Raw genomic sequence first — 23294 nt, forward strand, 5'->3', positions numbered from 1 at the left:
TAACCCTTAACCCTTGACGCGCGCGGCGCGTCTCCGCATTGACTCTACACGGCCGCCTGCGAAATGCCCCTCGCCTCACATCAGAGATCATCGTCTTCCGCCCGCCCCATTTTCCGTGCCAGGCGGACACGGATGATCAGAGACAGGACCACTCCGGCAGCCAGCGCGCCGAGCGCCCTGGGCAGCAGGCCGCTTCCGCCCGCCGCCAGCGGAAGCCACAGCACCAGCGCGAACGCCAGATGCATCCGGAACACGAAGGAGACGGTGCTGCGGCTCCGGCTGTTCTCCGGCAGCGGGTATACCGTCAGCCAGAACGATTCGCCGTGCAGCTTCGACAAGGCGGAGAGCTGGACGCCGGAGATGAACAGGAAGAATAAATAGATTCCGGCGCCGATGAGACTGCCGCGGTTCCACCATTCCAGCAGCAGCGCCAAGAGCCCGATCCGCAGCACAATGCCGAAGACATCGCCGCGGGCAAAGCTTTTGGTCAGCAGATAGCGGTACGCGCTGTCCCTCCGCCAGGGAAGCCCCGCTCCCCAGCGGGAGAGCCAGCGACGGGAATAGACGCGCTGCTGGCGTCCGGGAACCTCGACGAACCAGCCGAGGAGCATCTGGACCCGTCCGCTCTGCGCCTTCTCCTGGGCGATCAGCCGCTCCCAGGGAACGGCATGCCGGCCGGGCACGGCAAGCGCAGCCAGATAAGCGGCTGCCAGCAGCATCGAGAAGCCAATCCCTTTATGGAAAGGCTGCCACAGCCAGGCGGCGATGATCAGCCCGCCCACCGCCCAGCGAAGCAGGCGGTACCCTGCAGAAGCGGCTGGGGAGAGCATCTTCAACTCCCGCCAGCAGCCGTAAGCGGAGAGAAGCTTTACGCCTAGCAGCAGCGCGGCGGTGACAAACAGAGACTTCGCCGAGTCCGCCGTACGTATGTACAAAGGCCACAAAATAAGGAGCACCAGAAGAAGCCGCAGGCCTTTCCAAATTGTTCCCCTGACCCATGTCGGTGCAAAATAATCGTGCATCCGGTGCTCCTGGGCTAGTAGAAAGACGGCATCCGCCGGCTGCAGATAAGTGCGGAAGCTGCTGTGGACCGCAGCCGGCAGCAGCACCGCCAGCATGATCCAGCGAATCGGCACGCCGGATGGAACATCATTCAGCACCGAAGTGTACCAGGCCGAAAACGCGATAAGAATGAATAGAAGTACGACCGCCACACCGCTCTGGATAATATATCCCACATAGGGAAGGAGCTTGGCGGCGTCCCTGCTGCGCCGCTCCCCTTGCAGCTCTCTGAGATTCATGCTACTTCCCTCCCTGGACCAGCTCGTAGAACAGCTGCTCCAGCGGCAGGCCCGGCTTGCCGGCGGCAGCTCCGATCTCCGCCAAAGTGCCCTCGGCGATGACTCTGCCCTGATGCAGTACGATGAAGCGGTCGCAATAGTTCTCGATCGTTGAGAGAATATGAGAGCTGAGCAGAATGGAGGAACCCGATTTCTTAATCTCCAGCATAAAGTCCAGCAGGGACCGGATGCCGAGCGGGTCGAGGCCGAGAAAAGGCTCGTCGATCACATACAGAGCCGGACTTGCGACAAAAGCGCACATAATCATGACCTTCTGTTTCATCCCCTTGGAGAGATGGCCGGAAAGGCTGTCCATTTTATCTTCCATGCGGAACAGCTCCGAGAGGCGGCGGCTGCGAGCTTCGTAATCAGCGCGGTTCACGCCGTAGGCCCTGGCCGTAAATTCTACATGCTCGCGCACCGTCATTTCTTCGTACAAGAGCGGCGACTCCGGCACAAAAGAAAGCGCGCTGTGGTAACCTTCCGAATCTTTATCGCGCGTTCTGCCCTGTACAGCGATCCCGCCTTTATGCGGCGTCATCAGGCCGAGAATATGCTTCATCGTAGTGCTCTTCCCGGCTCCGTTCAGGCCGATCAGCCCGACCATTTCTCCCGGCTGAACCTGCAGGGACACATCATGCAGCACCGGCTTGTTCAGGCTGTAACCGCCGGTCAGGCCGGTAATCTGCAGCACCGGGGTCTGGCTCATTGGCCATCCCCCCTGCTCTTCTTATCCTTCAGCCATTTGGGCGCTCCCTTGTTCTTGCGGTTCCGCTCCCGTTCGGCGCTTCGCGCCTTGCCGCCAGGTGCGGCAGCACCCGCCTTGGCTCCGCGCGGCCCGGCGCCCGGCTTGGCGCCCGGAGGCGCCGGGCGCGCGCTGCCGCCATGCGCCTCCTCGCGCCGCGCACCGCCGCTGCCGGCTGTCCCGCGCCCGGCCGCGCCGCCCGCGTCCGCCACGGCGCGGGGCCGGATGCCGGCGGTCCGCACCGCCGGCTGGCCGCTGCGCGGCTTCTCGCGGCGCGGTCCTGCGCCGCCGCGCAGTTCTTCCGGCGGCAGAATCTTGCCGCCGTACAGCGCGCGCTCGCTTATGGCTATGCCGAGCTCGCGGGCGAACTTGCGCATGATGAACGTCTGCTGCGGCGTGACGATCGACAGCGACAGCCCGCTGCGGCCCATGCGGCCCGTCCGCCCCGCCCGGTGCACATAGTGCTCCGCGTCGAACGCGGGATCGAAGCTGACCACAAGCGGCAGATTCTCAATGTCCAGCCCGCGCGCCGCCACGTCGCTGGCGACCAGCACGCGGAATTTGCCTTCGCGGAAGCGGCCCAGCACCGTGCTGCGCGTCACCTTGTCGGCGTCGCCATAGAGCGCGCCCGCCGTCAGTCCGAGGTGATTCAGCTTGGCTTCCACCTCCGCGATGGTCTCAGCCATGTTGACGAAGACAATCGCCCGCTGCGGGTTGTAATAGCGCAGCACCCGGCGCAGCGTATCCACCTTATCCCGTTCCTCAACGGCGATATAGAGATGCTCTAATCCGCGCGCCGTCTTGGTCTCGGGATCGATGCCGATCTCGGCCGGATCGTTCATAACCTTGGAGGCCAGCGCCCGCGTCTCCGGTCCGATTGTCGCCGACAGCATGACAAGCTGGCGACTGCGCAGGGCGCTTGCGATAATCTTCTCCAGTTCGCCCGCGCCGCCGAGCTGGAACATCTGGTCCGCCTCGTCAAGAACAACCGTGGCAACCTCATGCATCTTCAGCTTGCGCAGCCCGATCAGCTCGCGCACGCGCCCCGGCGTGCCCACGACGAGCTGCGGATGCTCCCGCAGCCGCTCAATCTGGCGGCCTACCGCTGCGCCGCCAATCAGTCCGAGCACGCGGATGCCGCGTCCCTCGCCGTAGCGCTCCGCTTCGCGCACGATTTGCATCGCGAGCTCCTGGGTGGGAGCCAGCACCAGCTTCTGAACCGTTCTCCGCTCCGGATCGATTCGCTGCAGAAGGGGCAGCAGGTAGGCCAGCGTCTTGCCCGTTCCGGTCTGGGAAGCGGCCAGCACATCCCGGCCCTCCAGCAGCAGCGGAATGGTCTCCGCCTGAACCGGAGAAGGAGAGGTGATGCCGAATTCCGACAATCGGGCTTCAAGGTCTTCCTGGATGCCGATAGCCGCAAAAGAAGCTTTAGTCATAGGGAAATTCATCCTTTTCACTGTATAGTATTCATTCATTATATGCCAAAAAGACCTGTCCACCAAATGGAAGGCCCTCCTGTTCATCTTTATGTTATTTCCGGTTCAGCATCTTATAGGACAGCTTGTCCACCAGCCGCGGAAATAGCCCGTACAAGCGAATGCCTGCGGCTGCGAGGCGCGGCAGGTCGAGTTCTTCCTTGCCCTTCTCCATGAGCCTCACCATCCGCTCGGCGACATACTGAGGGCTCATTATAAAGCCGCCCAGATTCTTGATATAACTACCGGACGGGTCCGCCAAGGCTATAAAGTTCGTCTCAATCGGCCCCGGATTGACCGCCGATACGATGATGCCGCTATGGCGAAGCTCCTGGCGCAGCGCGTTCGTGAAGCCGAGGACGGCATGCTTCGTTGCGGCATAAGCTGTTGCCCGCGAGGTTCCGAGCTTGCCGGCCATCGATGCCACATTGACAATCTGGCCGCTTCCCCGCTTCAGCATATGCGGCACGACCGCCTTGGTACACCTGACAATGCCTAAATAATTAACGTTCATCATTTGATCGAACTCTTCAACCGCCATCTCCGTTAGACCTTCGAATTTACCGTAGCCCGCATTGTTGAGCAGAATATCGACTCTTCCGTAAGCCTCATAAATCTTGGCGAACGTCTCTTCTACATCTTCGGATTTGCTCACATCACAGCGGTAAAGTCCATATTCGCCCGTTATCCCTTCCGCCGCGGCCTTCAGCTTGTCCTCCGACCTGGCAAGCAGCACCGGAATGGCTCCGCGCTCTCCGAGCAGACGCGCCGTAAACGCACCTATGCCGCTGGAAGCGCCCGTGATGACTGCGACTTTACCCTTAAGCTCCATCGCGGACAATCAGCTCCTTCTTACTCAAGTGACTACAATCTCTTCATTATTCTAAAAGATCATCACCTGAATATCCAGTTCGCCGATTCCCTCCATAAGCAGCGGAATGCTAAGCGCCTTACGTGGCAGGAATGCTACCAGATTCTCCGATTTCATGACTTGGGGAGGCGTGATGTCCACCGTGACGCCCTCGTTGGATAGAATGGTGCTCGCGTTGCCGCTGATCATGTTGCCAAGCTCCGAAATGGCGCTGTGTCCCATCTCGTCCATCTCGGAAATAGGATAGCCGCCCATCATGGCCGATACCATGCGCAGAGCCACATGCTCGGCAATGCCAAAGACAATATCGCCGCTTAGCTGCCCCGTCATTCCGATTTTTATCCATATATGATTATCAATCAGCTCGATCTCTCTTACGCCCAAATTACCGGTTGACGGCGACACTTGAATCACTTGTTCAATTACGACGCACGCAGATTTTAAAAACGGATTGATCACTTCGGCTTTCATTAAGCGCTGTGCCTCCCTTTGCCGGACTTAAGTCATGTTCCAAAAGACCTAAACGATCTTGGTATAGTATATCTCATATATCGGCACAATTCACCAAAAATTAAGGATTGGCCCAAGTAAAATATAGAAAGGGGTGAACGGTATCATTGCCCTGCCGGGTAGAATCTCCTATAATTTAATTAAATGCCAACATTCGGCGTAAACTATGTACATAAACGATAGTCAACAAAGAGTTGGCCAAGGGAGGTAATCCATGAACATCAGCCAACTGGAGACGCTTATCATGATCTCCAAAACGTTGAGCTTCCGCAAGGCGGGAGAACTGCTCAATCTGACTCAGCCGGCAGTTTCCGCACAGATCAAGAGCCTTGAGGAAGAGTTCAAGACCCAGCTGGTGGACCGGAACCAGCCCGTTACGCTGACGGACAAAGGGCAAGTGTTTCTTACGCATGCGGAGCAGATCGTAAATATCGTCGATGATTTGAAGCAGAGGCTTGCCGATCTGGACGAGACGCCTCAGGGCCATATTATTCTGGGGACGACGACCTCAATCGCGATTCAGATTCTGCCGCGCATTCTTTCCTATTTCCAGGATCAATTTCCTCATATCAAAACGTCCATCCAATCCATGTCCTCTACGCAGATATACCAGCATGTTGAGAACGGCCTTGTCGATGTCGGCATCGGCTACCTGATCGGAAACAGCCCAGGCATGACCACCTCCACTCTCTATTACGATACCTTTGAGCTGGTCGTGTCCCCAAGGCATCCACTGGCCACGCAGCCGGGAGGAGCCCGCGTCGAGGTGCTGGGCCAAACTCCGCTGATTCTGCTCTCGCCCGATACAGTCGGACGGATGTTCGCCGAAGAGGTGTTTGCCAAGCACGGCATCCAGACTCATGTGATCATGGAGCTGACCAGCAGCGAGGAAGTGAAGCGGATGGTGGAGCTGGATCTGGGCGCAGGCATTATTTCGAAGCAGTCGGTGGCGGAGGAGGTACGGGCTGGGGCCCTCAAGATCATTCCGATTATGGAGCTTGAAGTGACTCATCCCGTCGGCGTCATCACCAAATCAGGCAAATATGTCAACTCTGCCATGCGACAGTTCCTCAGCGATCTCAAGGGAATGCCGGAGACGCAGTTCATCGGTTCGGAATAGGACGGCATCATTTACACAAATTTGGCCTAAGGAGATGTTCTTTCAATGAAATTCGACCTGCACACCCATCATTTCCGCTGCGGCCATGCCGACGGAAACATTCGGAATTACATTGAAGCCGGCATTCAGGCCGGGCTCGGAGTCATAGGCATTTCGGATCACACCCCTTATTTCGGAGATCCGAGCGATCAAGCTTTTCCGCATATTGCTATGGCAAAATCAGAATTCGCCGCTTATGTGGAAGAAGTGCTCGCTTTGAAAAAAGAGTATGAGGGCGCGATCGACGTCCTGCTCGGTATCGAATCCGACTATTTCCCGGAACATGTGGAAGCGTACCGTAAGATTCTGGACGCCTACCCTTTCGACTACGTGATCGGTTCCGTGCACAGTACGGGAGGCATCAGCATTTTTAACAAGGGGCGCTGGAAGGGCCTCGCAACCGAAGAGAAGGTTGCCGTCAAGACGGAGTATTACCGGCTCATCTCCGAGTCCGCGCGCACCGGCATGTTCCAGATTCTCGGCCATATCGACGCCATGAAGGGCAACTATCCCGATTTCTCAAACATTCCCGCTCCGGGTCCGCTTGAGGATTGCCTGAAGGTCATTGCCGATTGCGGTGTAGCGATTGAGATTAACACCTCCGGCAAAACAAAGCTGAGCGGCGGCTGGTACCCGTCGGACGACATCCTGGAACGGGCGCTGTACCACGGTGTGCAGGTAACGTTCGGCTCGGATGCGCATAAGCCTTCGAGGGTGGGCGACGAGCATGAAGCGGTGGCGGCCCGGCTGAAGGAGATCGGCTTTACCTCCTGGGTTTACTACAAGCAGCGGCAGAAAATCGAGGTACCTCTGTAAGAACTGGATAATCCTTGTGAGCCGTAGGACAGCATTCAAATGTTGCTGGCCGGAAAAAGACAACAGTGGCAGTTCGGGAGACTTTAACAGGTCCTGGCTGCCGCTGTTTATTTTTACTCCTACGTCTCATCCGCAAAATTCAAACCTTTGTCCGCCATTGCGCGCCGCAGTTGATCCAGCGCTTTTGGCCCCATTCCATGCAGTTTCAGAAGTTCCGCTTCGCCCGCCTCCGCTAACTGCTCCAAAGTCAAATATCCGGCCCCCTGAAGCGCGCGTCTAGCAGGTTTGCTCAGTTTTTCGGGAAGACCGTTTTGAGTACCGGCAATATCTTTTTCCTCCATCTGACCCCTCCTTTCCTTGTACGTCCATTATACCTTGTCCACTGCTGATGGTTATCGAATCGGTATTATCTGTGGCAGAATCATTTCCCGCCCAAGTTACCGGAACAAGGACTCGTTCAGCCGAAGCGCATTGACAAGACGCCAGAATCGAAATAAAATTGGTAACACCAATATTGGTAATACCAATTCTTTATTTTAACTATACGATTATTAGGAGGATGCATTATGGGTAAAAAAATTGCGGTTATCGTAACGGATTTGTTCGAGGATGTGGAGCTTACAAGTCCGGCAGAAGCGTTTGAGGCGGCCGGTCACGAGGTTGTAGCTATCGAATGGGAAGCGGGAAAAGAGGTTTCGGGCAAGCATGGAGCCAAGGTAACAATCGCCCGTTCGATCGGAGAAGCGAATGCTGCAGATTTCGATGCACTGCTGATTCCGGGAGGATTCTCACCGGACTTGCTGCGTGCGGACGACCGGTTCGGTCAGTTTGCGAAGGCTTTTGTACAGGAGGAAAAACCGGTATTTGCGATTTGCCACGGACCTCAGGTGCTGATTGATACGGAGCTTCTGAAGGACATTGATATTACCGGCTACCGCTCGATTCGCAATGATTTGAAAAATGCCGGCGCGAACTACAAAGATGAAGAAGTGGTCGTCAGCCGGAATATTGTAACAAGCCGCACGCCGGATGATCTGCCCGCCTTTAACAGAGAATCTCTAAACTTGCTGGGCCGGTAACGCTGATATGCATTCAGAATGTATCGACCCCGGTCTTTTGGGCAAGAGGGGGAACGCCTTGTGATTACTCCCAAGCTGCGCAACACCGCTTTGCTTGTCGCCGGTTGTTATTTCATGGAGAACCTTGACAGTACTATCGTTACAACAGCCGTGCCGGCAATGAGCCGGGCGCTTCACGTCTCTTCAGCTCAAATGGGGCTGATTGTCACCGCTTATATGGTCACGTTGGCCGTGTTCATCCCAATCAGCGGCTGGCTTGCCGAGAGGTTCGGGACCCGGCCTGTATTTCTGTCGGCCATCGCTATCTTTACGCTAGCTTCGATTGCCTGCGCCTTGTCACCGAGCCTGGAGGCGCTTGTCGCCGCGCGGGTGCTGCAAGGATTCGGGGGCGCGATGATGGTTCCGGTCGGCCGGGTAGTTGTCATCAAGCATACGGAGAAGCGGGATCTGCTGAAAATCATGTCTTATCTCGTCTGGCCCGGGCTGATCTCGCCTGCCATCGCGCCGCTTGCAGGCGGACTCATCATCACTTACGCCTCGTGGGAATATCTGTTTCTGATCAACATTCCTCTTGGCATTGCCGGATTTATCGCCGCCTGGAAGCTGATCGACGATGCCGCCGAAGCGGCGCCGTCCAAGCTGGACGTAACCGGAGTGGTGCTGACGGGAATCGGGGTAGGCGGATTGACTTATGCGGCCCATGTGCTCGCGGACTCCGGGGCCGCCTGGAGCAAAGGGCTGCTGTTGAGTGCGGTCTTCCTTGTCGCCGCCGCTGTCGCCGTCAGACATCTGCTGACCGCCTCCAACCCGATTGTGGAGCTGCGGATTCTGAAAATTCCAACCTTTCGCGCTTCTCAGCTCGGCAGCTCCATGTACTGGATGATGGTCGGCTCCGCGCCTTTTATGCTGACTCTGCTGTTTCAGAACGTCTTCGGCTGGAGCCCGACGCTTGCGGGCGGCATTGTGCTGTTCATCTTTGTCGGAAACATCGGCATCAAGCCGGCGACGACCTCTCTGCTGAACCGGTTCGGCTTTCGCCGCGTTCTGATCGTCTCGACGTCAATCGGCGCTCTGACCATGATTCTGAGCGGATTGATCACTCCGGCTGTTCCGATTGTGCTTATCGCCTTGCTCACGCTGGTCAGCGGCATCGTCCGGTCCACGGCGCTAACGGCTTATTCCACGATGGCGTACAGCGATATTTCGCCGGAGAACACGCGCCATGCCAACGCGCTGGCGGCAACCATGCAGAACCTTGCCGCCGCCTTCGGCATTGCTTCGGCAACGGTGGCGCTGCGCGCCGGGGAGCCGATCGCGCATTTTGTTACCGGCTCTTCCAGCGCCTCGGGGCCTTATACGGTCTCCTTCTTCATCCTGGGCATCATCGCTTCATTTGCGGCGCTGGGGGCGGTACGGCTGGACCCAAGCGCCGGTAACGCTTTACGGCGGCAGCAACCTCAAGTAAGTCTGAATAATCAAAGAAGAAGCAGCTAAGCCGATACAAAAAAATGGACCCGATTTCTCGGGTCCCAATAAATCTATATTCTCAAAAGGGGGTCATGTATACAGTTTACCCCACCACTGTTAGAGTTTGATAACGGTATTATTTCATTTGTGTAACAAGATATGACCCGGTGTGACTGCTATCCTTCCATCCGGCGCAGCGTAAATACCGTGAGCTCCGGACGGCACATGAACCGGAAAGGCATGTAAGTCTCGCCAAAGCCCCGGTTTACATAAAGCTTCATCCTCTGGTTCCCAACCGTGTATAAGCCGCTAATATACTTGACCGACCCATCCGGCACAAAGGGAGCGCCCATAAAAGGAATGCGAATCTGTCCGCCGTGGCTGTGTCCGGACAGCTGAAGCTGAATAGAATATTCCTGAACGAAATCCGCATAATCCGGCTCGTGCATGAGCAGCACCGTGAATGTGCCCGGCGGAATGCCGCCCATCGCCGCCTTTGGATCCGGACCGGGACTGTTTATCAGATAATCCTCCATCCCTGCGACAGCAATAGATTCATCCCCTCTTCGGATAAGGACATGCCCGTTGCGCAGCACTTTGAACCCCGCAGCCTCCAGCAGACCGACCAGTTGCTCGGCATGCTTGTAATCATGATTCCCAAGGACCGCAAATTTGCCCATTGGAGCAGTCAGACCGGCAAACAGAGGGACGGAATCCTCCAAATCCTCCGGATAGCTGTCCACGATATCGCCGCTGAAGCAGATGAGGTCCGGTTCCGCTTCCCTAATATGGCGTATCAGCCGCTTTACATCCCCGGCATCCTTGTTAAAGCCAAGATGCACATCGCTGAAATGGACAAGCTTCAGTCCTGAGAACGAAGCGGGGAGCTCCTTCCACTCCAGCGTTAGGTTGTTTATTTCCAGCCAACTCGGCTCTCCCTTCCAGCTGTAACCGCCGGTCAGCAGCCCCGCACCGATTAACGCCGCCGCTCCTCGGGCCAGAAATTGGCGGCGCGTTATTTTTTTGCCGCCAGTGCCGGTGGAGGGCAAATCGGCCAAATTGCCGCGTCCGCCGCCTGTGGCGGATACTGTAGATTTATTTTGCGCCGGTTCGTTCATTGGCCGTTTCCCCCTTTCTCACCCGATTCCTTCTATGACCAAACTCCCTTGAAGGCGTATTTCGCCTCGTCCTGCTCCGTGTACGTCAGATCCTAAAATCTTAAGGACGCTTCAGCTCCGCTTCGGCTAGAGTAATGGTTATCGCCGTTTCCGGCGTATTGCTGTACTCCGCCGCAAGCCCCCGGGAGACCATGCCCCGGCCAGCAGCCCGTGGTCATACTGCTTGATCATGACAAACTTCTCATCCTGCTCCCGACAAATCACCGATATACCTCCCAATAGATTCCATTTCCATGCATCAGTACGGAGATTATACCATATTTGCCCGGCCTGCCATGAAATAATCAAGTCCCTGAAGCAGATCTTTAGGCAGTTCATCACACTGCAAAAATGCCTTCATTTCGTGGACAACCCGCTCCCGGTCATGGCCGAACGCCTCCACGATCCGGGCTAATTTCTCCCAGCCCGCCAGATCGCTGCGGAATTCTTCCCCGCTCATCGGGACACCATGTGACTCCACGTACCACTGAGCGTTATACCCATATGCGACGGACAGCAGCTGCAAAAAGGCGGCGCTAGTGTATTTGCGCGGACCACCGTAGACGGAGGGTCCCAGCGCATCGCCCAGAAACAGCACCCGATCCTCCCTGACATGCAAAATGCAGCTGTCGGCGGAGTGGTCCCCTCCGACGTGAATCATTTCGCAAACGACACCGCCGAGATCAAAAGAGATCCGGCCCTGGAACAAAATATCCGGTTCGACTATGCGGATGTCGCGATTTCCGCCGAACTCCTTCCAAATATCGGCCGCGCTCTCTTCGTTGATGGTCCCTTGACGAATCAAGTCCAGGAGACAGCCGTCCGACCAGTCCAGCCCCGATAGCGAAGTAAGCGCCCGGCTAGTCTCCGCATGGGCCACTACCGGGAGGTTCCAGACCTGCATGCCAAAGGTATGGTCCCAGTGCCAGTGGGTCAGCGCCAGAATCTCCGGCATACGGACACCGCGCCGCTTAAGCTCCCTGCGGAACAGCTCCGCATGCGCCGGCGAATTGCCGGCGTCCATGAGCAGCGTCCGCCGCTCTCCTGCAATGGCCGCAAGGATGGGACGATCCGTTTCATGCTCAGCATGCATGATGAAGACATGCGGGCTTATCTGTTGATAATGGTGCGTCATGTTCAGCTCCCCTTTTTCGCATTAAGTGTATCCTTTGACAAAAACAGAATTGGCGTACAGTGATCACTCCAAATTAGGCGCGCTAATCAGGCTTCGGATGAATGGGACGGAAATTCTCCCACTTATTTTTCAAAAAGAGGGCTTGATTAGGGTCCAGACTGGAAAATCTCCATCTTAATCCGGCAATTTGGTAGAAGATAAAGAAAAAACGGACAATAAGGCGGAGGATTTCCCGTTTAACGTCTCAAGTCTTGTTTTTTAAGAAATTAAGATGGAGGTTTTCCCGTTCATCCCAGTGTCTAAACAAAATCGAGTGCTGGCATCATCCAAATTCCAGGCATAAAGCGCGTATTATCTCCATGTTGTATCAAATCGGTCTTTTATTCAATGCAAAAGAATAGGCCACCGCCGGATCGTTATCCGGCAGTGGCCCGCTGCAGAGGGTCGAACGTGTGCTATGATTGCTACACGCCCAGCCACCGCTTGAACATATGCTTCGTTGTCTGCTTGTTAATCTCGGCGATGGAGGTGGTCAGCGGGATGCCTTTCGGGCAGGCCCGGACACAGTTCTGCGAGTTGCCGCAGCCCTCGATGCCCCCATCCGTCATCAGCGCCTCCAGCCGTTCGTCGGCGTTCATCTCGCCCGTCGGATGGGCGTTGAACAAGCGGACCTGCGAAATGGCCGCCGGACCGATGAAGTCGGTCTTTGCGTTGACATTCGGGCAAGCCTCCAGGCAGACGCCGCAGGTCATGCATTTGGACAGCTCGTAGGCCCACTGCCGCTTTTTCTCGGCCATGCGCGGACCCGGACCGAGGTCATATGTTCCGTCGATCGGAATCCAGGCTTTTACCTTTTTAAGCGCGTTAAACATCCGGGTACGGTCGATAACGAGGTCGCGCACAACCGGGAAGGTGCTCATCGGCTCGACGCGGATCGGCTGCTCCAGATTGTCGATCAAGGCAGCGCAGGCCTGACGCGGCTTACCGTTGATAACCATGGAGCAGGCGCCGCATACTTCCTCCAGGCAGTTCGATTCCCAGCAGACCGGAACCGTGGCATCGCCCTTGGCATTGACCGGATTCCGCTGAATCTCCATCAGGGCGCTGATGACGTTCATCCCCGGGCGGTAGGGAAGATTGAATTCCTCTGTGTAAGACTCGCTCTGCGGGTCGTCCTGGCGGGTGATAATAAATTTCACGTTTTTGGGAGCTGCTGCTGTTTCCGCCATCTGTTTCCCCTCCTAAAAGTTTTGATAGCGTATGCTTCTATGAGTTCACTTCGCAAAACTGGCTTCGAAAGCGCAGGGTTATTTGTCCTTGGAATAGTCGCGGACCCGCGGAGGAATCAGCGACACGTCGACGTCTTCGTACGAAATCTTCGGCCCGTCCAGCGTCCAGGATGCCTTGGTTGTCTTCAGGAACTCTTCGTCATTGCGCTTCGGAAAATCCGGCTTGTAATGCGCGCCCCGGCTTTCGTTGCGGAGAAGCGCGCCCAGCGTCATCGCCTCCGCCAGCTCCAGCATGTTCCACAGCTGCCGGGTAAAGGCGACGCCCTGATTATTCCAGCGCGAGGTATCGCTCATATTGATGCCCCGGTAGCGCTCTTTCAGCTCCTTGATTTTGCCAATGGTCGCCTCCAGCTTAACGTTATGGCGGACCACCGTCATGTTGGCGGTCATCCACTCGCCCAGCTCTTTATGGAGAACGTAGGCGTTCTCCGTTCCGCTCATGTCGAGCAGCGACTCGTATTTATCCTGCTGCGCGCGCCGGTAGCCGTCGAATAGGGAAATCGGGACGTCCTGCACCGATTTTTTCAGCCCCTTGATATATTCCACAGCCTTTGGCCCCGAAACCATGCCGCCGAAAATGGCCGACACCAGCGAGTTTGCGCCAAGCCGATTCGCTCCGTGATATTGATATTCGCATTCTCCCGCCGCAAACAGGCCGGGGATGTTCGTCATCTGGTTGTAATCGACCCACATGCCGCCCATGGAATAATGGACTGCCGGGAAGATTTTCATGGGGATTTTACGCGGATCGTCGCCCATGAATTTCTCATAAATCTCGATGATGCCCCCGAGCTTGACGTCCAGCTCCTTCGGATCTTTATGCGAAAGGTCCAGATAGACCATGTTCTCGCCGTTAATGCCAAGCCCCTGATCGACACAGACGTTGAAAATCTCTCGGGTGGCAATATCGCGCGGCACCAGGTTGCCGTAGGCCGGATATTTTTCCTCAAGGAAGTACCACGGTTTGCCGTCCTTGTAGGTCCAGATGCGTCCGCCTTCGCCGCGCGCCGATTCACTCATCAGCCGCAGCTTGTCGTCGCCCGGAATAGCCGTCGGATGGATCTGGATGAACTCCCCGTTCGCGTAATGTACGCCCTGCTGGTACACGGCGCTTGCGGCTGTGCCTGTATTAATAACCGAGTTGGTCGTCTTGCCGAAAATAATGCCGGGACCGCCGCTCGCCAGAATCACCGCATCCGCCGGGAACGTCTCGATCGACATCGAGCGCAAATCCTGGGCCGCGATGCCGCGGCAGACGCCTTCGTCGTCGATCACGGCGGAGAGGAACTCCCAGTTCTCATGCTTCGTCACGAAGCCTTCGACCTCCCAGCGCCGCACCTGCTCATCGAGCGCGTACAGAAGCTGCTGTCCGGTCGTCGCGCCCGCAAAAGCCGTCCGGTGATGCTTCGTTCCGCCGAACCGGCGGAAGTCGAGCAGCCCCTCCGGCGTGCGGTTGAACATGACGCCCATCCGGTCCATGAGGTGGATGATGCCCGGAGCCGCCTCGCACATCGCCTTGACCGGTGGCTGATTGGCGAGAAAATCTCCGCCGTATACAGTGTCGTCAAAATGCACCCACGGCGAGTCGCCCTCGCCTTTCGTGTTGACGGCGCCGTTGATGCCGCCCTGCGCGCAGACCGAGTGCGATCTTTTGACGGGAACAAGTGAGAACAGATGCACATGAACGCCGGCTTCCGCCGCCTTGATGGTAGCCATCAGGCCGGCCAGACCGCCGCCCACGATAATGATATCGGCTGTTGCCATGACAGGTTCACTCCCTTATTGGATGACAGTATTTGCAGTTTGGACAATAGCCTCAGCTGTTTTGAAATCGCTGTCACGGAATGTGACCAGCGACAGCAGGAACATGAACGTCACCAGAACGAACAAGCCCATGCACAAATAGGACGATACCCGCTGCGAACGGGGACCCACTGTGATGCCCCAGCTGACGAGGAAGGACCACAGCCCGTTGGCGAAATGGAAGCAGGCCGCGACAATTCCGACAATATAAAAAGCAAGCCACCAAGGCTGGGTAACGATATCATGCATCACGCCGCCAAGCTCTTCATGCGTAACGTTGCCAAGCGCCACCTGCACCCGGGTTTCGTACAAATGCCAGATGACAAAAATAAAGGTGACGATGCCGGTGATCCGCTGAAGCGTATAGCGCCAGTTGCGTTCCAGATTGTAGCGGTTCAGGTTCGGCTTGGACTGGTAGGCGATATACAGCCCGTAGACGCCATGGTACAGCAGGGGAAGCCAGATGAACAATAATTCCAGGAAGAAGACGAGCGGCAGGCTGTTCAGCCAAAGCACACTGTCTTTAAAACCCTCAGAGCCCCCCTCCACCGCCGAGAAATTCGTCAGCATGTGCTCGATGAAGAAGAATGCCAGCGGGATAACACCGAGCAAGGAATGAATTTTTCTGGAATAAAAGCCTCTCATAATGCGGGGTCCCCTTTCCGAATAAAACAGCGTTTTCATTAATGAGCATACACCTGCGGACCGGGAGTTGAAACAGGGAATCGAAGGGCTTTCTCGGCCGAAAGACCTGTCCATATCTGCCTCTTCCGCTCCTGATAAGGCTTTGCTGCATTTTTTATAAAATGTGAATATCTTGTGTCACTTTGTATGTTACTCTTTTTCAGCTTATAAGGGAATTGCAATCTAATTATTATACGTTATAAGATATATGCATAAGAATGTAAAGGGAGATTTGTCCGATTATGAGCAGCCGGAAGGAGTGCAGCGATGTTTGACGACCTTGATATTTTTGCCGCTGTTGTAGAGCAGTCCAGCCTCAACAGAGCTTCCCGTCAACTAAATTTGTCACAACCTGCCCTGTCGCGCAAAATTGCCAAGCTGGAGGAGCGGCTCGGTGTCACGCTGTTTAACCGCTATGGCAAAAGGCTGGAGCTGACCGAGGTCGGACGGCTGGCCTACACCTATGCTCTGGAGCAGCGGCAGCAGCGCTTCAAATTTCTGGAGGCGATCTCGAGGTTCAAGCAGGGCGAGCCGCTGTCCGTGGCGCTGGGAGCCAGCCTGACTACGATTCAGACCACTTTGCCGCCTCTCGTAAACGCATACATGGAGAAGTATCCCGCCGCCGAGCTGAAGCTGATTACGGGCAAGACTCACGAGATCGTTACCTCGGTTCGGGAAGGACGGTCTGAGGTCGGCCTGATCGCTTCCGCCACCGCGGAATCCGGCCTGCGCTGCATCCCGCTGTTCGAGGACCAGCTGCGGCTCGTCATTGCAGGACGTCACCCGCTCGCCGGATTGCCCAGGCTTGAGATGGAGCATCTGACAGGTCTGCCTATGATCCTGTTCTCCAAAGGAACCTGGTACCGCCGCATGACGGACGACCTGTTCCAGCGCAGCGGCGTACAGCCGGATATCCGCATGGAGATCGACTCTTTCGAGGCCATTATCCGGCTGCTCCCGACGATCAAAGCGGCGGCGCTGCTGCCTAATTCCTATCTTCGTCCGGAGCTGCTGTCGGGAGGGGGGCTGGCTTCCCTGCACATAAAGGAACTGGAACTGACCCAGCGGACCACCTGTCTGATCTACCGCGACACCGGTGATTTAAGCGCTGCGGCGCGGAGTCTGGTGCGGGTGACGGAAGAAGTGTTTCATGAGGGTAGGCCCGTTTCTCTCTAAATTGGCGCTTGACTTGATCTTAGAATCTGAGGTAATGTAATATCCATCCAATTCAACATCCCCATCAGGCAATGACCAAAGACATGATTTCCTTCACGGGCCGTCCAGAGAGAGAAGCTCAGGCTGAAAGCTTCTTCGGCAACCGGATCGTAAATTACCCCTTTGCAGCCGTGGCGCTGAACCCATGAAACGAAAGCTTAGGTTTCACGGCAGTATGCGGCACCGCGTTATCCCCGTTACCGGATACCAATGAGGACTTGCAGCAGCAGTGTCCGGCAGCAGCCGGAGCATTACGCGCCGCAGGTCGAATCAGGGTGGAACCACGAGCTTAAACGCACTCGTCCCTTTGTGGATGAGATGCGTTTTTTTTGCGTTTTCGGGGTCCCCGCAAAGTATCTGAGTATACTTCGGAGCCTTGGCCCCACTTTGTGGGGTAACTTTGTTGACCAAAATAATCAGGAAATGGAGGCTGGACAGATGGAAATCAAAGTAACTTTACCGGATGGCGCAATAAGGAGGTACCCGCAAGGCACGACAATTGAACAAGTGGCGGAATCCATCAGTACGGGACTGAAAAAACAGACCGTGTCGGGGATTATCAACGGGAAGCCGGCAGATCTGAGTGAACCGATCGATCATGACAGCCTCCTGCGGCTGGTTACACTGGACAGCAAAGAAGGACTGGAAATCTACCGACACAGCGCGGCACATATTATGGCCCAGGCCATTAAACGTATATACGGTCCTCAAGCGGTCAAGCTCGGCATCGGACCGGTGATCGAAGACGGGTTCTATTACGACATCGATATAGAGAAGCCGCTGACTGACGGCGATCTGACTGCAATCGAGCAAGAGATGGAGAACTTGATCAAAGAGGATCTCCCAATCGTCCGCCGGGTTGTCAGCCGAGGCGAAGCCGTTCGCTTCTTCGAGGAGCTGAAAGAACCGCTTAAGCTGGAGCTGATCCAAGGTCTGCCCCAGGATGCCGTTATCAGCATCTATGAGCAGGGTGAATTTTCCGATTTGTGCCGCGGCCCCCATCTTCCATCAACAGGCCGTATCAAGGCATTCAAGCTGCTAAGCGTCGCCGGGGCCTACTGGCGGGGAGACTCGGGCAATAAAATGCTCCAGCGTATTTACGGGACCGCGTTTCCGAAAAAGTCGCAGCTGGATGAGCATCTGCTGTTCCTTGAGGAAGCCAAAAAGCGCGATCACCGCAAGCTCGGCAAGGAGCTTGAACTGTTCATGTTCTCCGAGGAAGCGCCGGGAATGCCTTTTTACCTTCCGAATGGGATGACGATCCGCACGGAGCTGGAGAATTTTGCGCGTGAACTGCAGAGACAGCGGAACTATAACGAAGTGCGTACGCCGCTGATGATGAATAACCGGCTGTGGGAGCAGTCCGGGCATTGGGATCACTTCAAGGACAATATGTATTTTACCGATGTGGACGAAACAAAATATGCCCTCAAACCGATGAACTGCCCGGGCCATATGCTTGTCTACAAGAATAGTCTGCATTCCTACCGGGAATTGCCTATCCGGCTTTCGGAATTCGGACAGGTTCACCGCCACGAGCTGTCCGGAGCGCTGGGCGGGATGATGCGGGTCCGCACCTTCTGCCAGGATGACGCGCACCTGTTCGTGCTGCCGGAGCAGATCGAGGAAGAGATCGGCCGCGTCATAGCAATGATCGACCATATTTACCGGATCTTCGGCTTCCAGTACACTGTCGAGCTGTCGACGCGGCCGGAAGATTCCATGGGCTCCGAAGAGCTGTGGAACGAAGCGGAACAGGCTTTGCGAAAGTGTCTGGAGGCCAGCGCCATCCCATATCGCCTGAATGAAGGAGACGGAGCGTTCTACGGTCCGAAGATCGATTTTCATATTCTGGACGCGCTGAAACGAAGCTGGCAGTGCGGGACTATCCAACTGGATTTCCAAATGCCCGAGAAATTCGATCTCTCCTATATCGGTGAAGATAGCCAGAAACATCGTCCGGTCGTCATCCACCGCGCTGTGTACGGATCGCTTGACCGGTTCATGGGAATTATCACCGAGCATTACGCCGGTGCTTTCCCTCTCTGGCTTGCACCGGTTCAGGCGAAGATTTTGCCCGTTTCGGAGAAGTTTAACGGATACGCCTTCGAGGTGAAGAAATCGCTGGAAGACGCAGGTATCCGCGCCGAAATGGACCTACGGGACGAGAAGCTGGGCTACAAAATCCGCGAAGCCCAGCTTCAAAGAACGCCGTATATGCTCATTCTCGGCGAGAATGAGCTGGCCTCCGGCAATGTGTCCGTGAGAAAACGGGGCGAAGGCGATCTCGGTTCCCGAAGCCTGGCGGAGTTGATTGGGCAGATGACCGAAGAAATCCGCGCCAAACGATAAAGCGGACCTAAGGCTCCGGCGCTAACATGCGAGAAAAAGACTCTCTTTCGGCCCGCCACCAGCCTTAGAGAGTCTTTTTCATCCGCTTCATCTGTTGCAACTGCGTGAGCATAGGAATATCCGGCAGAAGGCAAAGAGCCAGCCCCGCCAGAGTTATTCCAGTAGTGCTCACCAGCTGCGCTTTTGTCAGCCGCTAAATGGCTTATCAAGCCTCGGATTCCTCGCGGTTCACCGCTTCCTCTTCAAATTGGTCGATGCTCTCGTTGGAGCCGATCACAACCATAATGTCGCCCTCATTGACATGGTCATGAGAGGTCGGCGCAACGATAACCCCGCCACCGCGGTTAAGCGCAATAATGCTGCAGCCATACTTGGCGCGGGTATTGATCTCGGCGAGGCTCTTGCCGTCCATGCAGGACGGAACGGTCAGCTCGACGATTTTGTATTCCTTGGACAGCTCGATGTAATCGAGCAGATGCGGAGTCACCAGCTGATGCGCCACACGGACCCCCATATCGCGTTCCGGAAAAATGACCCTGTCCACCCCCAGCTTTTCCAAAGCGCGTCCGTGCAGGATAGAAATCGCCTTGGCCACCACCATTTTGACGCCCAATTCTTTCAGGAGGATGGCGGTAAGGATGCTGCGTTCCATATTGTCTCCAATCGCCACGATGCCGCAGTCCAGGTTCCGAACGCCCAGTGACCGCATCACGCCCTCGTCCGTCGCGTCTGCCATAACGGCATGCGTCAGCTTGTCGGTCATCTCCTCCACCCGCTCCTCGTTGTGGTCGATGCCGAGCACCTCATATTCCATTTCCATCAGTTCAAGCGCCAGGCTGGCTCCGAAGCGGCCAAGGCCGATGATTACAAATTGCTGTGCTTTCATTCCCGTTTATCCCCTTATCCGATAATCATTTTGCCTTCCGGGTAGCGATACAATTCCTTACCCTTTTTCGGACCCAGCGCATAGGCCAGCGTCAATACGCCAAGCCTGCCGGCGAACATGGTGAGACAGATAAGGATTTTGCCTGCCATGGACAGATCCGGCGTAACCCCCAGACTGAGCCCCACCGTAGCAAAGGCCGATGTCGTCTCGAACAGCAGATTCAAAAAAGGCGCATCCTCCGTGGTCGACAGCACCATCGAGACAGCGACGATCAGCAGCAGGGCCAGAAGGGTAATCGTCAGCGCCTTGAACACCCGTTCTTGGGCCAGACGGTAGCGGAACAGCACGATATCATTCCGGCCGCGCAGCATCGCAATCACCGCTCCAATCATAATCGTAAACGTGGTCGTCTTAATGCCGCCCCCCGTCGAGCCGGGAGAAGCTCCGATGAACATCAGAATAACAATAAAAAACTGCGAGGCCTGCCTAAGACCCGGCATATCCAGCGTGTTGGCGCCGGCCGTTCGCGGGGTGACGGATTGGAAGAAAGCCCCCCATATTTTGCCGCCCCAGCCGAGCGAGCCCAAGGTACGCGGATTCGTAAACTCGAATATAAAAAGAACAACAGCGCCAGTCACGATCAGTGCCGCAGTCATGGACAGTACAACCTTGCTGTGCAGCGAGAGCTTGCGTTTACGCCGGTAGTCCATAATATCCGACATAACGATAAAGCCGATGCCGCCGGAGACGATCAGAAACATGACCACTATATTCACAACCGGGTCGTCGGCATAGCCGGTCAGACTGCGATACCCGCCGAACAGATCGAAGCCTGCGTTGTTAAACATCGAGACAGCATGGAATACGCCGAAGAAAGCGGCGCGTCCCAGCGGCATATCAAAAGCCCAGCGGATCGTAAGGAGCAGCGCGCCGCAGGCTTCGATGACCAGCGAATAGATCAGGACGCTGCGGATCAGCCGGACGATGCCTTCCATAGTGCTCTGATTCATCGCTTCCTGCAGCACCAGCCGCTCCCGCAGGGAGATGCGCCGCCGGAACACCAGAGCGAACAAGGTCGCCATCGACATGAAGCCCAGACCGCCGACCTGGATCAGCAGCATAAGGACAACCTGTCCGAAGGCCGAGAAGAACGTGCCCGTATCATGAACGACCAATCCGGTAACACAGGTAGCCGATGTGGACGTAAATACCGCATCCAGGAACGTGATGTGATTCCCCGGGGCCAGCGAGACCGGCAGCATGAGCAGAAGGGCGCCGATCAATATGATGACGGCAAAGCCGATCACCAATATTTGGGGCGGAGACAGCTTCAGCCAGCGATACTCGGAAACCTTTGATGTTTGTGAAGCCATTTCCGTCACCCCATCCATAAAATGCATTTTTCCTTCATACATTGTTCTTAGGCGATAGTATCAAATTTAGTTTGCAATTTCACCGTTTTTTTCAGCGGATTTCACCGTTTATGCCCTAAAAAATGGCTTTTCGCATCCCGGCTGTGATATTTTAAGATAGTTAATCGGTTTTAGAAATCATATATCCAAGGAGGCGTTTCATGAATCCCGTCGGCCAACCCTTGCATCAGCGGCCCATCTCCAAAAGACTTGTTCTCGCAGGCCTCATCGGTCTGATTTTGTTTGTCATATTCCAGATCGTCCCCTCACTTACCCAAGGCGGTCCCGGCAGCGAGCCGGCGATCAGTAAATCGGAAGCCCGCGAGAAGGCGGTCCGCTTTGCAGCAGAACAGCTTGGATACATACCGGAACCCGGCGACCATTGGATCGTCACTTATAAGTCGGATTCCTCTTTTTACGGATACATGTCCCGAAAAAGCCTACTGGAGGATTACAGCAAAAGAAAGTTGGACCGCCGTTATCCTTTCGATACGTTCCATGCTTCCCTTGATTCCCAGGAGGATAAATGGGCAAATCTGGCGGTCGATCTGAATATGTATACCGGCGAGACGGCCGGCTTCACCCGCGTCCCTGCGGGAGCCGGAAAGCAAGCGAACGAGACGGAAGCTGTCCTAACCGGCAAAGATGACAGCGAAGACATCGTCAGCGACGCTTCGCTAACCCCGCAGGAGAAGGAACAGCTTGCAGCACCATGGTTGAATAAGTGGGGAGCCGACCCTTCGCGGCTGGAACGGAATTCTTCTTCAACCGGCAGCTACGGCCTGATCTATACCGACAGCTCGGTCAAAGTCGGGGAAGTCCCGCTACGTTATGCTTTCAAGTTTACCGCAGGGGAGGTATCGCTCTTCAAGCCCGGATTTTCCGCGCCGGAATGGCATACCGACTATGTAAAATCGCAAGTGTCGAGCGCCACGCGTTTTACACTGTTCGGTTACGGGCTGCCTACCTTCGCGCTCGGCGTTCTGGCGTTAATCTACAGTATTCTCCGCCGGAAGCACACTTCTTTTGCGCGCGGTCTCTTTTTAAGTATCGCCCATTTTGCCATTATGATGATCAGCACCTACAATATGCTGCCCGAAACGACCGGCACAGCCACGGTTGACCGGATCACGACCATCGTCATGTTTATCATTTATACGTTGTACAGTCTGCTGATGTCCGCGCTGCTCTACTTCTCGCTGGTCGGCGGAAACGGCCTGTGGCGGAAAGAAGAAGGGCTGAACCCCTGGCCCCGGTCAAAAGAGCCGGGCTACGGCAGATACCTCATGGACAGCGTATATGCCGGATATATTTGGGCGTTCGTGCTGCTTGGCGTGCAGACGCTGATGTTCATTATTTTGCAGTACACGCTGCACAACTGGTCGACGACGGATGCCTCCCAGTCGCCCTACAATATGCGCTATGCCTGGCTGCTGCCGATCGTGGCCTGGCTGGCCGGACTTTCCGAGGAAGCGGTCTATCGCCTGTTCGGTATCCGGATGCTGAAAAAAATCGTGCGCAGCACCCTGCTCGCCAGTCTGATCACGACCCTTGTCTGGGCGTTCGGACATACCCTCTATCCGATCTATCCGATCAGTTCCCGCCCGATCGAGCTGACGGTGATCGGCCTGCTGTTCAGTTATATTTTTCTGCGGTACGGCTTTATCGCCGTCATGTTCAGCCATGTCGTGTTCGACAGCCTTCTGATGGGCATTACCCTGATCTTCATGCGCGAGCCGGTGAATGTGATCGCCGGTGTCATTACGATTGTTATACCGCTTCTCGTCGGCTACATTGTATATCTGTTCAATCCGCCGGGTAAGGAGATTAAGCCGCAGTCCCCGGACCCTGGACCGGAGCCTGGTCCGAATCCGCAACCGGAGCATATGGTTTAACTGC

The 23294-nt window shown here is 55.9% G+C and carries 21 protein-coding genes; 7 read left to right on the top strand and 14 right to left on the bottom strand.

Going from position 1 to position 23294, the window contains the following annotated elements; translation table 11 throughout:
• Positions 1-80: 80 nt before the first annotated feature.
• The 5 genes from KP014_RS25900 to KP014_RS25920 all read right to left on the bottom strand — a co-directional run bounded on the left by KP014_RS25900 (position 81) and on the right by KP014_RS25920 (position 4902).
• Entirely contained in the window at positions 81-1301 is a 1221-nt protein-coding gene (locus KP014_RS25900; RefSeq protein WP_090834274.1) for an ABC transporter permease, read from the bottom strand.
• Position 1302: 1 nt separating this feature from the next.
• The gene (locus tag KP014_RS25905; RefSeq protein WP_090834273.1) at positions 1303-2049 is read right to left on the bottom strand and encodes an ABC transporter ATP-binding protein; all 747 of its coding nucleotides are present in this window, start codon (positions 2047-2049) and stop codon (positions 1303-1305) included.
• Positions 2046-3521, bottom strand: coding sequence for a DEAD/DEAH box helicase (locus KP014_RS25910; RefSeq protein WP_090834317.1), 1476 nt, complete (start codon positions 3519-3521; stop codon positions 2046-2048). The genes KP014_RS25905 and KP014_RS25910 overlap by 4 nt, the downstream gene beginning before the upstream one ends.
• 94 nt (positions 3522-3615) lie before the next feature.
• On the bottom strand, positions 3616-4392 hold the full coding sequence (locus tag KP014_RS25915; protein ID WP_036596697.1) for an SDR family NAD(P)-dependent oxidoreductase: 777 nt from the start codon (positions 4390-4392) through the stop codon (positions 3616-3618).
• Between the two features lie 51 nt (positions 4393-4443).
• Complete coding sequence (locus KP014_RS25920; protein ID WP_036596699.1) at positions 4444-4902, bottom strand: chemotaxis protein CheX; 459 nt, start codon at positions 4900-4902, stop codon at positions 4444-4446.
• Between the two features lie 253 nt (positions 4903-5155).
• Between KP014_RS25920 and KP014_RS25925 the strand changes: the two genes are divergently transcribed.
• Together KP014_RS25925 and KP014_RS25930 are read left to right on the top strand one after the other, a co-directional pair.
• On the top strand, positions 5156-6061 hold the full coding sequence (locus KP014_RS25925) for a LysR family transcriptional regulator (RefSeq protein WP_036596702.1): 906 nt from the start codon (positions 5156-5158) through the stop codon (positions 6059-6061).
• 45 nt (positions 6062-6106) lie between these two features.
• Positions 6107-6916: a histidinol-phosphatase gene (locus tag KP014_RS25930; protein ID WP_036596704.1), complete on the top strand. Its 810-nt coding sequence runs from the start codon at positions 6107-6109 to the stop codon at positions 6914-6916.
• A gap of 119 nt (positions 6917-7035) precedes the next feature.
• Here the strand turns inward: KP014_RS25930 and KP014_RS25935 are convergent, their stop codons facing one another.
• Complete coding sequence (locus tag KP014_RS25935) at positions 7036-7257, bottom strand: helix-hairpin-helix domain-containing protein (protein ID WP_036596706.1); 222 nt, start codon at positions 7255-7257, stop codon at positions 7036-7038.
• 225 nt (positions 7258-7482) lie between these two features.
• On the opposite strand from KP014_RS25935, the gene KP014_RS25940 reads away from it, so the two are divergent.
• Positions 7483-7995 (top strand): type 1 glutamine amidotransferase domain-containing protein, encoded by a 513-nt coding sequence (locus KP014_RS25940; RefSeq protein ID WP_036596708.1) that lies wholly within the window; start codon positions 7483-7485, stop codon positions 7993-7995.
• Between the two features lie 60 nt (positions 7996-8055).
• On the top strand, positions 8056-9489 hold the full coding sequence (locus KP014_RS25945; protein ID WP_216700421.1) for an MFS transporter: 1434 nt from the start codon (positions 8056-8058) through the stop codon (positions 9487-9489).
• Positions 9490-9638: 149 nt separating this feature from the next.
• On the opposite strand, the gene KP014_RS25950 is transcribed toward KP014_RS25945, so the two are convergent.
• The 6 genes from KP014_RS25950 to KP014_RS25975 form a co-directional block, all read right to left on the bottom strand.
• Positions 9639-10580, bottom strand: a complete 942-nt coding sequence (locus KP014_RS25950) for a metallophosphoesterase (protein WP_036589213.1) — start codon at positions 10578-10580, stop codon at positions 9639-9641.
• Positions 10581-10718: 138 nt separating this feature from the next.
• The gene (locus KP014_RS25955; RefSeq protein ID WP_139210604.1) at positions 10719-10844 is read right to left on the bottom strand and encodes a DUF3891 family protein; all 126 of its coding nucleotides are present in this window, start codon (positions 10842-10844) and stop codon (positions 10719-10721) included.
• Between the two features lie 46 nt (positions 10845-10890).
• Positions 10891-11754, bottom strand: coding sequence for an MBL fold metallo-hydrolase (locus tag KP014_RS25960; RefSeq protein ID WP_036589216.1), 864 nt, complete (start codon positions 11752-11754; stop codon positions 10891-10893).
• Positions 11755-12218: 464 nt separating this feature from the next.
• Complete coding sequence (gene sdhB / locus KP014_RS25965; RefSeq protein ID WP_036589219.1) at positions 12219-12983, bottom strand: succinate dehydrogenase iron-sulfur subunit; 765 nt, start codon at positions 12981-12983, stop codon at positions 12219-12221.
• A 78-nt stretch (positions 12984-13061) separates the two neighbouring features.
• The gene (sdhA, locus tag KP014_RS25970) at positions 13062-14807 is read right to left on the bottom strand and encodes a succinate dehydrogenase flavoprotein subunit (protein WP_036589222.1); all 1746 of its coding nucleotides are present in this window, start codon (positions 14805-14807) and stop codon (positions 13062-13064) included.
• A 15-nt stretch (positions 14808-14822) separates the two neighbouring features.
• Positions 14823-15491: a succinate dehydrogenase cytochrome b558 subunit gene (locus tag KP014_RS25975; protein WP_025336227.1), complete on the bottom strand. Its 669-nt coding sequence runs from the start codon at positions 15489-15491 to the stop codon at positions 14823-14825.
• A gap of 306 nt (positions 15492-15797) precedes the next feature.
• On the opposite strand from KP014_RS25975, the gene KP014_RS25980 reads away from it, so the two are divergent.
• Positions 15798-16706: a LysR family transcriptional regulator gene (locus KP014_RS25980; protein WP_036589225.1), complete on the top strand. Its 909-nt coding sequence runs from the start codon at positions 15798-15800 to the stop codon at positions 16704-16706.
• Between the two features lie 477 nt (positions 16707-17183).
• Positions 17184-19097 carry a threonine--tRNA ligase gene (thrS, locus tag KP014_RS25985; RefSeq protein ID WP_036589227.1) on the top strand — a complete coding sequence of 638 codons (1914 nt, stop codon included), beginning with the start codon at positions 17184-17186 and terminating at the stop codon, positions 19095-19097.
• A 205-nt stretch (positions 19098-19302) separates the two neighbouring features.
• Here the strand turns inward: thrS and KP014_RS25990 are convergent, their stop codons facing one another.
• Together KP014_RS25990 and KP014_RS25995 are read right to left on the bottom strand one after the other, a co-directional pair.
• Positions 19303-19983, bottom strand: a complete 681-nt coding sequence (locus KP014_RS25990; RefSeq protein ID WP_036589230.1) for a potassium channel family protein — start codon at positions 19981-19983, stop codon at positions 19303-19305.
• Between the two features lie 14 nt (positions 19984-19997).
• Positions 19998-21356 (bottom strand): TrkH family potassium uptake protein, encoded by a 1359-nt coding sequence (locus KP014_RS25995; RefSeq protein WP_036589234.1) that lies wholly within the window; start codon positions 21354-21356, stop codon positions 19998-20000.
• Between the two features lie 200 nt (positions 21357-21556).
• Between KP014_RS25995 and KP014_RS26000 the strand changes: the two genes are divergently transcribed.
• Complete coding sequence (locus KP014_RS26000; RefSeq protein ID WP_051499394.1) at positions 21557-23290, top strand: CPBP family intramembrane glutamic endopeptidase; 1734 nt, start codon at positions 21557-21559, stop codon at positions 23288-23290.
• Positions 23291-23294 lie beyond the last annotated feature (4 nt).

Origin of the sequence: Paenibacillus sophorae, assembly GCF_018966525.1 — a bacterium.
In the GTDB taxonomy this organism is placed as follows: domain Bacteria; phylum Bacillota; class Bacilli; order Paenibacillales; family Paenibacillaceae; genus Paenibacillus_AQ; species Paenibacillus_AQ sophorae.